This window comes from Amycolatopsis sp. NPDC049253 (genome assembly GCF_040678995.1).
Taxonomy (GTDB): Bacteria; Actinomycetota; Actinomycetes; order Mycobacteriales; family Pseudonocardiaceae; genus Amycolatopsis.
This window is the reverse complement of record NZ_JBFAQX010000004.1, coordinates 479797-492272: the sequence shown is the minus strand read 5'-3', so window position 1 is coordinate 492272 and position 12476 is coordinate 479797. Positions and strand designations below refer to the sequence as shown.

At 71.3% G+C, this 12476-nt stretch carries 18 protein-coding genes and 1 riboswitch; of the genes, 15 read left to right on the top strand and 3 right to left on the bottom strand.

Annotation, left to right across the window (positions count from 1 at the left end; genetic code table 11):
• Positions 1-30: 30 nt before the first annotated feature.
• From rpmB to cobA, 6 genes are read left to right on the top strand one after another with little or no spacing between them, the layout of a single operon-like run.
• Entirely contained in the window at positions 31-267 is a 237-nt protein-coding gene (gene rpmB / locus AB0K15_RS12885; protein WP_360601704.1) for a 50S ribosomal protein L28, read from the top strand.
• A complete protein-coding gene (gene rpmG, locus AB0K15_RS12880) occupies positions 268-435 on the top strand; it encodes a 50S ribosomal protein L33 (RefSeq protein WP_364048884.1) in 168 nt (55 codons plus the stop codon). It begins immediately after the preceding gene.
• On the top strand, positions 435-740 hold the full coding sequence (rpsN, locus tag AB0K15_RS12875) for a 30S ribosomal protein S14 (protein ID WP_364048882.1): 306 nt from the start codon (positions 435-437) through the stop codon (positions 738-740). The genes rpmG and rpsN overlap by 1 nt, the downstream gene beginning before the upstream one ends.
• Positions 741-745: 5 nt before the next feature.
• On the top strand, positions 746-982 hold the full coding sequence (gene rpsR / locus AB0K15_RS12870) for a 30S ribosomal protein S18 (protein ID WP_364048880.1): 237 nt from the start codon (positions 746-748) through the stop codon (positions 980-982).
• A 40-nt stretch (positions 983-1022) separates the two neighbouring features.
• Positions 1023-1415: an ankyrin repeat domain-containing protein gene (locus AB0K15_RS12865; protein WP_364048878.1), complete on the top strand. Its 393-nt coding sequence runs from the start codon at positions 1023-1025 to the stop codon at positions 1413-1415.
• 28 nt (positions 1416-1443) lie between these two features.
• The gene (cobA, locus tag AB0K15_RS12860; RefSeq protein ID WP_364048876.1) at positions 1444-2670 is read left to right on the top strand and encodes a uroporphyrinogen-III C-methyltransferase; all 1227 of its coding nucleotides are present in this window, start codon (positions 1444-1446) and stop codon (positions 2668-2670) included.
• Between the two features lie 4 nt (positions 2671-2674).
• On the opposite strand, the gene AB0K15_RS12855 is transcribed toward cobA, so the two are convergent.
• Complete coding sequence (locus AB0K15_RS12855; RefSeq protein ID WP_364048874.1) at positions 2675-3550, bottom strand: alpha/beta fold hydrolase; 876 nt, start codon at positions 3548-3550, stop codon at positions 2675-2677.
• 113 nt (positions 3551-3663) lie between these two features.
• Here AB0K15_RS12855 and AB0K15_RS12850 point away from each other — a divergent pair, with 113 nt between their 5' ends.
• The gene (locus AB0K15_RS12850) at positions 3664-4506 is read left to right on the top strand and encodes a crotonase/enoyl-CoA hydratase family protein (RefSeq protein WP_364048872.1); all 843 of its coding nucleotides are present in this window, start codon (positions 3664-3666) and stop codon (positions 4504-4506) included.
• A gap of 34 nt (positions 4507-4540) precedes the next feature.
• Positions 4541-6265, top strand: a complete 1725-nt coding sequence (locus AB0K15_RS12845; RefSeq protein WP_364048870.1) for an AMP-binding protein — start codon at positions 4541-4543, stop codon at positions 6263-6265.
• Positions 6266-6292: 27 nt separating this feature from the next.
• Here AB0K15_RS12845 and AB0K15_RS12840 read toward each other — a convergent pair whose 3' ends face one another.
• Positions 6293-6799: a hypothetical protein gene (locus AB0K15_RS12840; protein WP_364048868.1), complete on the bottom strand. Its 507-nt coding sequence runs from the start codon at positions 6797-6799 to the stop codon at positions 6293-6295.
• Positions 6800-7121: 322 nt separating this feature from the next.
• Between AB0K15_RS12840 and AB0K15_RS12835 the strand changes: the two genes are divergently transcribed.
• The 6 genes from AB0K15_RS12835 to AB0K15_RS12810 all read left to right on the top strand — a co-directional run bounded on the left by AB0K15_RS12835 (position 7122) and on the right by AB0K15_RS12810 (position 10628).
• Complete coding sequence (locus AB0K15_RS12835; protein WP_364048866.1) at positions 7122-7367, top strand: hypothetical protein; 246 nt, start codon at positions 7122-7124, stop codon at positions 7365-7367.
• Between the two features lie 189 nt (positions 7368-7556).
• On the top strand, positions 7557-8150 hold the full coding sequence (locus tag AB0K15_RS12830; RefSeq protein WP_364048864.1) for a CDP-alcohol phosphatidyltransferase family protein: 594 nt from the start codon (positions 7557-7559) through the stop codon (positions 8148-8150).
• A gap of 46 nt (positions 8151-8196) precedes the next feature.
• A complete protein-coding gene (gcvH, locus tag AB0K15_RS12825; RefSeq protein WP_364048862.1) occupies positions 8197-8580 on the top strand; it encodes a glycine cleavage system protein GcvH in 384 nt (127 codons plus the stop codon).
• 133 nt (positions 8581-8713) lie between these two features.
• A complete protein-coding gene (gene garA / locus AB0K15_RS12820) occupies positions 8714-9181 on the top strand; it encodes a glycogen accumulation regulator GarA (RefSeq protein WP_033287853.1) in 468 nt (155 codons plus the stop codon).
• Positions 9178-9936, top strand: coding sequence for a MerR family transcriptional regulator (locus AB0K15_RS12815; RefSeq protein WP_364048859.1), 759 nt, complete (start codon positions 9178-9180; stop codon positions 9934-9936). Before garA ends, AB0K15_RS12815 begins: the two co-directional genes overlap by 4 nt.
• Before the next feature lie 218 nt (positions 9937-10154).
• On the top strand, positions 10155-10628 hold the full coding sequence (locus AB0K15_RS12810; protein WP_009078856.1) for a bifunctional nuclease family protein: 474 nt from the start codon (positions 10155-10157) through the stop codon (positions 10626-10628).
• A 61-nt stretch (positions 10629-10689) separates the two neighbouring features.
• Here the strand turns inward: AB0K15_RS12810 and AB0K15_RS12805 are convergent, their stop codons facing one another.
• Positions 10690-11325 (bottom strand): TetR/AcrR family transcriptional regulator, encoded by a 636-nt coding sequence (locus tag AB0K15_RS12805; RefSeq protein WP_364048857.1) that lies wholly within the window; start codon positions 11323-11325, stop codon positions 10690-10692.
• A 256-nt stretch (positions 11326-11581) separates the two neighbouring features.
• Here AB0K15_RS12805 and AB0K15_RS12800 point away from each other — a divergent pair, with 256 nt between their 5' ends.
• A complete protein-coding gene (locus AB0K15_RS12800) occupies positions 11582-12163 on the top strand; it encodes a MerR family transcriptional regulator (protein WP_220240879.1) in 582 nt (193 codons plus the stop codon).
• A gap of 41 nt (positions 12164-12204) precedes the next feature.
• Positions 12205-12305, top strand: a riboswitch (glycine riboswitch).
• Positions 12306-12476 lie beyond the last annotated feature (171 nt).

The following is a 12476-nucleotide window of genomic DNA, read 5'->3' as shown; positions in this document are numbered from 1 at the left end:
ACGAATATCACTACCAACTCGGGAGGGTCCGTGTCAGCCGTGTGCCAGGTCACCGGCCGCAAGCCGGGCTACGGCAAGCAGGTCTCGCACTCGCACCGCCGCACGTCACGGCGCTGGGAGCCGAACCTGCAGACCCGCCGCTACTTCGTGCCGAGCCTCGGCCGGACCGTGCGGCTCAAGGTGTCGGCGAAGGGCATGAAGACGATCGACAAGCGCGGGATCGACGCGGTCGTCGCGGAGCTGGCCGCGAAGGGGGTGAAGCTCTAGATGGCGAAGAGCACCGACGTCCGGCCGATCATCAAGCTGCGGTCCAGTGCGGGTACCGGCTACACGTACGTGACGAAGAAGAACCGGCGCAACGACCCCGACCGGATGGTCCTGCGCAAGTACGACCCCGTGGCGCGCAAGCACGTCGAGTTCAAGGAAGAGCGCTGATGGCGAAGAAGTCGAAGATCGCGAAGAACGAGCAGCGGAAGGTGATCGCCGCCCGCTACGTCGAGAAGCGCCGGGCGCTCAAGGCCGTGATCGCCTCGCCGCACTCGTCGGCACAGGACAAGGCGGACGCGGTGGTGGCGTTGCAGCGCATGCCGCGTGACGCGAGCGCCACGCGCATCCGCAACCGCGACACCGCCGACGGCCGCCCGCGCGGCTACCTGCGCAAGTTCGGCCTGTCACGCGTGCGCATGCGGCAGATGGCGCACAACGGCGAGCTGCCCGGCGTCTCGAAGTCGAGCTGGTGAGCCGGATGCCCAAGCACGAACGCGCACCCCGCAAGCGGGCGAACCCGTTGCACACCCGCGGGATCACGGAAGTCGACTGGAAGGACGTCGACCTGCTGCGGATCTTCATCTCCGACCGCGGCAAGATCCGCGCCCGCCGCGTGACGGGCCTGACGCCGAAGCAGCAGAAGCAGGTGGCCTCGGCCATCAAGAACGCGCGGGAGATGGCGCTGCTGCCGTACCCCAACTCGGCGCGCGGCTGACGAACCGGCGTCCCGGGAGCCGGCGTGCCAGACTCGGCGCATGGCTTCCGGGACGCCGTCGGACGAGGAGCTCGACCTGTGGGCCCGCCTGTTCACCATGGCGCGGGAGGGTGACACGGAGCGCCTCGCCGCCTACGTCGACGCCGGTATCCCCGCGAACCTCACCAACGACCGCGGCGACACGCTGGTGATGCTCGCCGCTTACCACGGCCACGCGGAGACGGTGGCCGCGCTGCTGGCGCGCGGCGCGGATCCGAACCGGGTCAACGACCGGGGCCAGAGCCCGCTCGCCGGCGCCGTGTTCAAGGACGAGCCCGAGGTCGTGAAGGCGCTGGTGGCGGGTGGTGCGGATCCTCGCGCGGGCACACCGTCGGCGCTCGAGGCGGCGACGATGTTCGGCAACACCGGGCTGCTGGCCCTGCTGCAGCGCTGAGCGGACCGGGCAGGCAGACTTTCCGGCTATGGACGACCCGCACTACCTCTCCGGACTCCAGCTCGCCGGCCGCCGCGTCGTGATGGTCGGGGGCGGCTCGGTCGCCCAGCGCCGCCTCCCGCGCCTCATCCGCGCGGGCGCGCGGGTGGAGCTCGTCTCGCCGCACACCACGCCGTCGGTGAGCGCGATGGCCGACGCGGGCGAGCTGGTCTGGCACGAGCGCCGCTACGCCGAGGGCGACCTCGCCGACGCCTGGTACGCGCTCGCCTGCACCGACGACCCCGAGGTCAACGCGGCCGTGTGCGCCGAGGCCGAACGCGAGCGCGTGTTCTGTGTGCGCGCCGACGAGGGGGAGTCCGGCAGCGCCGTCACCCCGGCCTCGGGCCGTCACGGCGGGCTGCTGTTCGGCGTCCTGTCCGGCGGCGAGCCGCTGCGCTCGGCCGCGGTGCGCGACAGCATCCTCGACGCCCTGCACGCCGGCACCGTCAAGGATGCTGCCGGCGGCCGCGCGCCGCGAGACACCGACACCGAGCTGCCGGGCGTCGCCCTGGTCGGCGGTGGCCCGGGTGACCCGGACCTGATCACCGTCCGCGGCCGCCGGCTGCTCTCGCGCGCCGACGTGGTGGTCGTCGACCGCCTCGCGCCGCGCGAGCTGCTGGACGAGCTCGCACCCGAGGTCGAGGTCGTCGACGCGGCGAAGATCCCGTACGGCCGCGCCGCGAGCCAGGACGTGATCAACAGCACGCTGATCGAGAAGGCCAAGGAGGGCAAGTTCGTCGTCCGGCTCAAGGGCGGCGACCCCTACCTGTTCGGCCGCGGGTTCGAAGAGGTGCTGGCCTGCGCCGAGGCGGGGGTGCCGGTGACCATGGTCCCGGGCATCACGAGCGCGTTCGCGGTCCCGGCCGTCGCCGACGTGCCGGTCACCCACCGCGGCGTCGCCCACGAGGTCGTGGTCGTCTCGGGGCACGTCGCGCCCGGTGATCCGCGCTCGCTCGTCGACTGGTCCCTGCTGGCGGGCCTGCGCGGCACGATCGTGCTGATGATGGGCGTCGAACGTCTGCCCCAGTTCGCGTCGGCGCTGCTCGACGGCGGCCGTCCCGCCGACACGCCGGTCGCCATCGTCGAGGACGGCACCATGCGCACGCAGCGCACCCTGCGCTCCACGCTGGGGAAGGTGGCCGACGAAGCGGCCGCCGCGGGTGTCCGGCCGCCGGCGGTGATCGTGTTCGGTCCGGTGGCCGGCCTGGCGAAGTGACGACTCAGCTTTCGTAGCAGCGCTCGGCGAAGTCGGTGATCGCCGAGGTCAGGCGCTTCGGGTCGGAGCGCAGCTCGACCGGGCTGCGCGCCTGCACGAATTCCGCGTGCGGCATGTCCGCGGCCAGGGTGTCGGCGTCGCCGAAGGGGTGGATCGGGTCGCCTTCGTGGCCGATCACCAGCGCCCGCGTGGTGATGGCCCGGCGGACCGACTTCGGCGGCGCGATGCGGCCGAACAGCACGCCGTGCAGGAGCGCGGCCATCGGCTCGGGCTGCTGGGTGAGGGTGTCGGTGACGACGTCGACCCACTGGCTGCCGTGCGGCACGAGGTTGGCGGCCAGCGCGACGCCGCGCACGGTGACGGGCAGGAAGCGCGCGGCGAACAGCAGGGGGGCGAACGTGAGCAGCCCGGCGACGATCGCGTTGTCCAGCACCGGCATCTCCACGACCAGCCCGCGGGCCCGCGCCGGCTGCGCCACCGCCACCTCGAGCGCGACGTTCGCGCCGAGCGACGTCCCGCCCAGCACGGCGTCGTCCAGGCCGAGGTGGTCGAGCAGTGCCACGGCCTGCTCCCCGAACGCCGGCATCGAGTAGCGCCACGACTCGGTCGGCCGGTCGGACTCGCCGTGGCCCAGCAGGTCGAGGGTGATCACGCGGAAACCCGAGCGCGCGAGCCGGCGGGCCAGGGGCGCGTGCATGCGGCGGGTGAACATGATGCCGTGCATCAGGACCACGACGCGCTCGCCCGAGCCGTACTCGGTGTAGGCCAGGCGGTGGCCGTCGCAGCTGAACGAGCCGGACAGCTCGATCGGGCGCGAGCGGCGCGCCGGCGGGGGATCCGCCGGCAGGTCGTCGACGGCAAGAACGGGGGCCGGGCTCATGCGCCACCTTCCTCTCGTGGTCGAGGGCCGCTTCGATCTCTCGTGTCCATCCCAGGAAAGCATCCCGCGACCGAATTGGCACAGCGTCAACCGGATGGTTCAAGATGACAGGCATGACCGCACCTGCCGACTCCCTGCCCGATCTCGTCTCGCTGAAGGTCGACCTCGACGGCCACATCGCCGAAGTCACCCTGCTCGGCCCGGCGAAGGGCAACGCCATGGGCCCCGACTTCTGGCGCGAGCTGCCGCTGGTCTTCGCCGCCCTCGACGCCGACCCGCGCGTGCGCGCGATCGTGCTCACCGGCAGCGGCGCGCACTTCTCCTACGGCCTCGACCTGCCCGCGATGATGGGCGGCTGGGCCCCGATGCTCGCCGGCGACGCGCTGGCCGGCCCGCGCACGGACTTCCACCGCGAAGTCCGCCGGCTGCAGGAGTCCGTGAGCTCGATCGCCGAGTGCCGCAAGCCCGTGATCGCCGCCGTGTCCGGCTGGTGCATCGGCGGCGGCGTCGACGTGATCAGCGCCGCCGACGTCCGTCTGGCCAGTGCCGACGCGAAATTCAGCGTGCGCGAGGTGAAGGTCGCGATCGTCGCCGACCTCGGCAGCCTGCAGCGGCTCGCCACGATCGTCGGCGAGGGCCACGTGCGCGAGCTCGCCCTGACGGGCAAGGACGTCGACGCCGCGCGCGCCGAGAAGATCGGCCTGGTCAACGACGTGTACCCCGACCAGGAGACGCTGCTGGCCGAGGCGCGCAAGCTCGCCGCCGACATCGCCGCGAACCCGCCGCTGGTCGTGCAGGGCACCAAGCAGGTGCTCGCCGCCAACACCGAGCGCGTGGTCGCCGAGGGCCTGCGCTACGTCGCGGCGTGGAACTCCGCGTTCCTCCCGAGCAAGGACCTCGCCGAGGCGGTGCAGGCGTTCACGGAGCGCCGCGCGCCCGAGTTCAAGGGCGAGTAGAACAGGCACGTACGCGAGCACGAGGGAGCACGACGTGAGCAATGGCGCTTCGGGGAACCAGCGGGCCGGCGAGGCCTACCAGGTCTTTCGGGAGGCGCGGGACTACCTCCAGTCCCACCGCGAGGACTACGACACCGCCGTCCGGGAGTTCGCGTGGCCGCAGCCCGCGGAGTTCAACTGGGCGCTCGACTGGTTCGACGTGGTCGCCCGCGACCCGGCCAACGCGCAGCGGTACGCGCTGTGGATCGTCGAGGAGGACGGCACCGAGAACCGCTGGACCTACCCGGAGATGGCCGCCCGCTCGGACCAGGTCGCCACGTGGCTGCGCCGCCTCGGCGTCTCGCGCGGCGACCGGCTGATCCTCATGCTGGGCAACCAGGGCGAGCTGTGGGAGACGATCCTCGCCGCGATCAAGCTCGGCGCCGTGATCATCCCCGCCTCGACGCTGCTCGGGCCGGCCGACCTCGTCGACCGCGTGGAGCGCGGCAAGGCCAAGCACGTGGTCGTGCGCTCGGCCGACGCCCCGAAGTTCGCTGACGTGGAGGGCGACTACACGCGCATCGCCGTCGGCGAGCCGGTGGAGGGCTGGCACGCCTACGCCACGGCGTACGCCGAGCCGGCCGGCTTCACCCCCGAAGGCGTGACGGGCGCGGGCGACCCGCTCCTGCTGTACTTCACCTCGGGCACCACGGCGAAGCCGAAGCTCGTGCAGCACACGCACGTGTCCTACCCGGTCGGCCATCTGTCCACAATGTACTGGATCGGCCTCGAGCCGGGTGATGTGCACCTGAACATCTCCTCGCCCGGCTGGGCGAAACACGCGTGGAGCAACGTGTTCGCGCCGTGGAACGCCGAGGCCACGGTGTTCCTGTACAACTACACCCGGTTCGACGCCACGGCACTGATGGCGCAGATGGACCGCTGCGGGGTCACGAGCTTCTGCGCGCCGCCCACCGTGTGGCGCATGCTCATCCAAGCCGACCTGACGGCGCTGAAAACCCCGCCTCGGAAGGTCGTCGGCGCCGGCGAGCCGCTCAACCCCGAGGTGATCGAGCAGGTCGAGAAGGCCTGGGGTGTCACCATCCGCGACGGGTTCGGCCAGACCGAGAGCAGCGTGCAGATCGCCAACACCCCCGGCCAGGACGTGGTTCCCGGCTCGATGGGCCGGCCGCTGCCGGGCTTCGTGGTCGCGCTGGTCGACCCGGTGACGGGCGAGCGCGCCACCGAGGGCGAGATCTGCCTCGACCTCGCGCACCGGCCGGTCGGCCTGATGGTGGGCTACGCGGACGACGACGAGCGCACCTCGGAGGCCTTCCGCGGCGGCTACTACCACACGGGCGACGTCGGTTCGGTCGACGAACGCGGCTACATCACCTACGTCGGGCGCACCGACGACGTGTTCAAGGCGTCGGACTACCGGATCTCGCCGTTCGAGCTGGAGAGCGTGCTGCTGGAGCACGAAGCCGTCGCCGAGGCCGCCGTGGTGCCCGCGCCGGACCCGATCCGGCTCGCCGTGCCCAAGGCCTACGTCGTGCTCGCCGCGGGCCACGAGCCCACCGGGGACACCGCCCGGGCGATCCTGGCCTACGCGCGCGAGCACCTCGCGCCGTACAAGCGGATCCGGCGTCTGGAGTTCGCCGAGCTGCCGAAGACGATCTCCGGCAAGATCCGCCGCGTCGAGCTGCGCGGGCGCGAGCACGAGAACACCCGGCCCGAGGGCGAGTACCGCGAGGACGACTTCCCGGACCTCAAGGCCTGAGCCGCGCGGCCGTCGTCCTCCTCGGCTTCACTCCGAGGGGACGACGGCCGCGAACACCGTCTGCTCGCCCTTGCTGCACGTCGTGCCGCCCTGTGCCGCCGGCGGGCCCGAGGTGCAGAGCCAGCCCGACACGGTGTCGTTGACGGCGTCGTTGGACCCCGAGCCCTGCCGGCCGGCGATCTTCGCGTGGAAGTCGCGCACGAGTGCCATGGCCTCGGCGCACGGCACGCCGCCCGCCCGGCTGTCGAACACGTACAGGGTCAGCCCGCTCGCGGCCGTCACGGTGCCGCAGGACCCCGGAACGGCCGGCGTGGTGCTCGGGGCCCGGGTGTGCGTGCTCGGCGGCGCCTGCGTCGTCTCAGGCGGTGGGGGAGGAACCGAGTGCGGCGACGAGGTCGTCGGCGGCGCCGTGGTCGCGGACGGTGGCGGCGGTACCGCCGCCCGGGGCTCGGGTTCGCCCGAACAGGCGGCGAGCGCCGGCAGCACGAGCCAGGCCGCGAGCAGCGGCCGCCACGCGGGCTTCGACGGGGGCACCGGGGTCCTTTCGCCAGGGGTCCTCCCGGCATTCTGGCCCGCCGCAGGCGCTGTGACCCGCACCGACACCCGGCGCGGCGGGCGGAGGTTACCGGAAGCGGGGTTTCCGCCTCGGCGGGCTCCCCCGGTGATGAGTCTATTGTGGACGGTTAAGCTCGTGTTAACGCACTGATACAGCGCGAATTCCTTCCTCACCGATCGGACGAATCTTCGCGGTGGCCGTTAACGTCCGTCGCCTTCGGACCGAAATACGTGAGGAGCGCCCAGCGCGTTCCCGTCCCCGATCACCCGCCGACCCCGAGAGACAAGAGCACCGCACAGCATGACCACCGAAACGGCCACCGAGCCCGGCATCCCGTCAGCCTCCGACCTCACCGACCCGGCCGCGCGGCCCGCCACGCCGCCCACGGCGCCCTGCAGCGTCGTGTGGTGCTGCGGCCGCCCCTACGTCCTCGAAGGCCGGGCCGGCCGCGCCCGCTGGGTCGGCAACGACGACCGCGGCCGCCCCGAGCGCCTCAGCAACGCGGAGCTGCAGCGCCGCGGCTGGAGCCACCGCCGCGCCGGCTGACCGTCCCGCGGCTTTCCCGCTCACCGCTTCGAAGCCCCCGGTTTTCGCTGCCTCACGGTGGCGAAGCCGGGGGAGCGGCCTCGCGGCGGTGAAGCCCCCAGCCCCGCGGTCGGGTCGCGCGCCACGAACCCGCGACCCGACCGCGTGACCACCGGCGTCGGCGCCGGTCCTCACCTCTAGGCTGAGCGAGTGACCACGGTCCCCGAGCCCAAGACGGAGCCTTCCCTGCTGCGGCAGGCGTTCAACGTCCCCAACCTCCTGTCGCTGCTGCGGCTCGCGGGCGTGCCCGTGTTCCTCTGGCTGCTGCTCGGCCCGAAGGAGGACGGCTGGGCGCTCGCGCTGCTCGTCTTCTCGGCGCTGACCGACTGGCTCGACGGCAAGCTCGCCCGCTGGCTCGACCAGATGTCGCGGCTGGGCCAGCTGCTCGACCCGGCCGCCGACCGGCTGTACATCCTCGCGACCCTCGTCGCGTTCCTCATCCGCGGCATCATCCCGTGGTGGGTCGTCGTGCCGCTCGTGCTGCGCGAGGCCGTGCTCGCGGTCTGCGTGCTCGTGCTGCGCCGCGGCGGGTTCGCGCCGCCCGAGGTGACCTACATCGGCAAGGGCGCGACCTTCGTGCTCATGTACGCCTTCCCGTTCCTGCTGCTCACGCAGGGCGGCTCGACCGTGGCCACGGTGGCCCGGCCGATCGCCTACGCGTTCATGGTCTGGGGCGGGGTGCTCTACGTCTGGTCCGGCGCGCTCTACGTCGTGCAGGCAGTGCGCGCGCTGCGCAGCCGGTGATGGAAGACTGCCCGCGACGAAGTCGGTTCGAGGAAGGGGAGGGGCGTTGACCACTCCAGAAGAGCTGCGTTACACCGAGGAACACGAGTGGGTGGCCACGCGTGAGGGTGCGCTGGTCCGCGTGGGCATCACGGAGTACGCCCAGGACCAGCTCGGCGACGTGGTGTTCGTCGACCTGCCCGAGGTCGGCAAGCACGTCGACGCGGGCGACGTCTTCGGCGAGGTGGAGTCCACCAAGAGCGTCTCCGAGCTGTTCGCGCCGGTCGACGGCGAGATCGTGGCGGTGAACTCCGCGGTCTCCGATTCACCGGAGCTGATCAACTCCGACCCGTACGGCGAGGGCTGGCTCGTGGAGATCCGCCTCGACGACCCCGCGGGGCTCGACGCCCTGCTCGAAGCCGAGGCGTACCAGGCGCTCATCACCGGCTGAGGCGGGTTCGGCCTGGCCCGGGGGTTCCGCCCGCCCAAGGGGGAGCCCCGGGGTCCCGAACCGATCAGGCACGGTACGTTGGCAGCTACACGTTCTTGGTCATAGGCAACATTGTGTGTAGAGGAGAGCTCAGGTGAGCACGAACGACGGGCCCGGCGTTCCCCCGGAGCAGTCTCCGGAGCGGACCTCTGTCTTCCGGGCCGACTTCCTGGCCGACGTCGAAGGCCAGGAGTCCGCGCCGGCCGCCGAGGCACCGGTGCAGGGCGTCGACGCCCTCCCGCCGGGTTCCGCCCTCCTGGTCGTGAAGCGGGGCCCCAACGCGGGGTCGCGCTTCCTGCTGGACCGCGACACCACGAGCGCGGGCCGGCACCCCGACAGCGACATCTTCCTCGACGACGTCACCGTTTCCCGCCGGCACGCCGAGTTCCGGCGTGAGGGCGGGGAGTTCGTGGTGATCGACGTCGGCAGCCTGAACGGCACCTACGTCAACCGCGAGCCGGTCGACCAGGCCGTGCTGGCCGGCGGCGACGAGGTGCAGATCGGGAAGTTCCGCCTCGTCTTCCTGACGGGCCCGGGGCACGGGGGCCAGGGGGCACAGTGACGGCGGCCGGGCAGCCCGGTCGTTCGGAGGCCCGGCGCGACGGGTTGAGCATCGGGGCGGTCCTGGCGCAGCTGCGCGGCGACTTCCCCGATGTCACCATCTCCAAGATCCGGTTCCTCGAGGCGGAAGGCCTGGTCCGGCCGGGCCGCACGCCCTCGGGGTACCGGCAGTTCGCTCCGGCGGACGTGGAGCGGCTTCGCTTCGTGCTGTCCGCGCAGCGGGACCACTACCTCCCGCTCAAGGTCATCAAGGAACAGCTGGACGCGGCGGACTCCGGAGCGGAGCCCGCCGCGGTCGCTCCGCGCCTGCCCCGGAAGCTGGTGTCGCTCGACCCGGCCGACACCGGCGGGCTGCCCGAAGCGGACGACTTCGAGACCGGTCCCGAGATCCGGCTGACGCAGGAGGAGCTGCTGGCGCAAGCCGGCATCACCGCCGCGACGCTCGCCGAGCTGCAGCAGTACGGGCTCGTGCGGCCGGGTGCGGCGGGGTTCTTCGGCCCCGGCGCAGTGCAGATCGCGCGCACGGTGAAGGCGATGACCGAATTCGGTATCGAGCCGAGACATCTGCGTGCCTTCCGCGCCGCGGCCGACCGCGAAGTCGGCCTGCTGGAGCAGATCGTGACCCCCGTGTATCGCCACCGTGACGCGGACGCGAAAGCGAGGGCGGACGAGGTGGTCCGGGAGCTGGCCGCGCTGTCGGTCACGCTCCACATGCTCCTCGTGAAAGCGGGGATCCGGGGAGTCACCGGCGGTTGAACCGGACGTAACGGGCTCAACACCGGTGTGCGTCACATGTCAATGACTGAATGTTCGGGACCGCATGCCGTACCGTGAGAGACGGTTTGCGGTGCAGCGAACCGAGAATGTCCGCCACTAGCGAGCACAGCGCCCGGATGACGGGTAGCGTCGAACCCAACGGCGCGAGTACGTCGCAAGCGCTGCAGCCCGTGTGCACGAGAGGGAGGCGAAACCCGATGAGCGAGATGCGCGTCGTCGGTGTGCGGGTGGAGCTGCCCGCCAATCAGCCGATCTTGTTGCTGCGGGAAACCGAGGGCGAGCGCTACCTGCCGATCTGGATCGGCTCGGTCGAGGCCACCGCCATCGCCTTGGAGCAGCAGGGAGTACGACCCGCCCGGCCACTGACGCACGATCTCCTCAAAGAGGTCATCGGGGCGCTCGGCCGTGAGCTGGAGCAGGTCGTGATCACGGACCTGAAGGAAGGCACGTTCTTCGCCGAGCTCGTTTTCGACGGCGACATCCGGGTGTCCGCGCGCCCCAGCGACTCGGTCGCGCTGGCGTTGCGGATCGGGGTCCCCATCCACGCCGTGGACGCGGTGCTGGAGGAGGCGGGCCTGATCATCCCGGACGAGCAGGAGGACGAGGTCGAGAAGTTCCGCGAGTTCCTCGACTCCGTGTCCCCCGAAGACTTCCGCGGCGCCGACACCTGAGCCGCCGGCGGCGGGAACGCGGTCGTGCACCACGTTCCCGCCTTGCTTTCCGACGGCGCGGTCACCGCTTCGGAGCAGTCGCCCTTTCGAAGAGGTCGGCGATTTCCCGCCCGTAGCGATCGAGGTCGGTCGACGGATCGGCCGCGTAGGTCGCCGCCGCCCCGTCGATGGCCTGCGCGATCGACATCGCCATCACCTCCGGCGAGAACTCGCCGAACACCCCCTCGTCCTGCCCCTGCTTGAGCTGGCGCTGCACGCCGCCCACCCGCAGCTGGCCCACGAGCACCGAGGTCATCGCCCAGCCGTCCGTGTCGTCGGCGTTCGCCGAGAGCTCCGCGAGCACCCGGACGCATTCCGGGTAGTCGCGCAGGAACGCCACCGACGTCTCGATGTGCGCCCGCAGGTTGCCCGGGCGGTCGCCGGGGTCGACGTCCTTGCTGCGCGCCTGCAGGAACATCGCCTTCGTCTCGGACACCGTGCTCAGCACGGCCTGCATGAGCCCGGCCTTGTTCGTGAAGTGGTAGGAGATCATGCGCGTGCTGCTCAGCCCCGCGCGTTCCTTGATCTTGGCGAACGTGGTGCGTGCGTAGCCGTGGTCGGCGATCGTCGCGATGGTCGCCGCGATGATCTGCGCCCGGGTCGTCGCCTCCGTCACGCTCAGCCCGAGCTCCGCCTGCGTGTCAAAGTTTACTCGCATGAGTAAGAAGTTACGCAACTGAGTAATAAGTGTCAAACCCGTACGACGAACGGACCAAAGCCTCAAGACGAGCTTGAGGTGCGCCGCGCGTCGCGTTGACCGGCCCGCGGTGCGGCCTTACCGTCGAAGGCGGTAAATCGCCACGATGTGATTCTCCGACCGGAGCACGATCGTGGCGGTTGTCCCCGGCCGATCCCGCTCCTGGGCTCGACCGGTGTCGTTCGCCGGCCGCCAGGTCGGGCGAAGGGAGGCTTGCGTGGTCGAGGCTGGTAGTCCGGAGAGGCCGCCCGTTCGTGCCGCCGATGGCGAGCAGGGTGAGCTGTTCCCCGACGCCTCCCTTCCGGACGAGCTCGTCGGCTACCGCGGTCCCGCCGCGTGCCAGATCGCGGGGATCACGTACCGCCAGCTCGACTACTGGGCCCGGACGAAGCTGGTCGCGCCGAGCATCCGCACCGCGCACGGTTCGGGCTCGCAGCGGCTGTACTCGTTCAAGGACATCCTCGTTCTGAAGGTCGTGAAGCGGCTACTGGACACCGGGGTCTCGCTGCAGAACATCCGGGTCGCGGTGGAGCACCTGCGCGTGCGCGGCGTGCGCGACCTCGCGAAGGTCACCCTGTTCTCCGACGGCACCACGGTGTACGAGTGCACCTCGCCCGAGGAGATCGTGGATCTGCTCCAGGGCGGGCAGGGTGTGTTCGGCATCGCCGTGAGCGGCGCGATGCAGGAGATCAGCGGCACGATCCACGAGTTCCCCGCCGAACGCGCCGACGGCGGCGTGATCGAATCGGTCGTCCCGGACGAACTCACCCAGCGCCGCAACTCCCGCCGCACCGGGTGATCACCGTCCGCGAGGGCAAGGTATTCTGAACGCGCGGTCGACGAACCCGCGCGGGAGAGACCGAGCCGGCATCCACGAGCTCGGCGCCGAAGGAGCAAGTCCTCCCCGGAACCTCTCAGGCACCCTGGACCGCGCGGACGAGACGCCTCTGGAAAGTGGGCCCGCTGGACACCACCAGCCGGTTCCGCCGACGGTGCAAGCCCGGGTATCCACGCGGGTGAAACTCTCAGGCGCCCCACGGGGTACGGACAGAGTGGGGAGGACCTCGGACCCGGTGTTCATCGGGTCCGAGCCGGATGGTTCAGACCTCCGA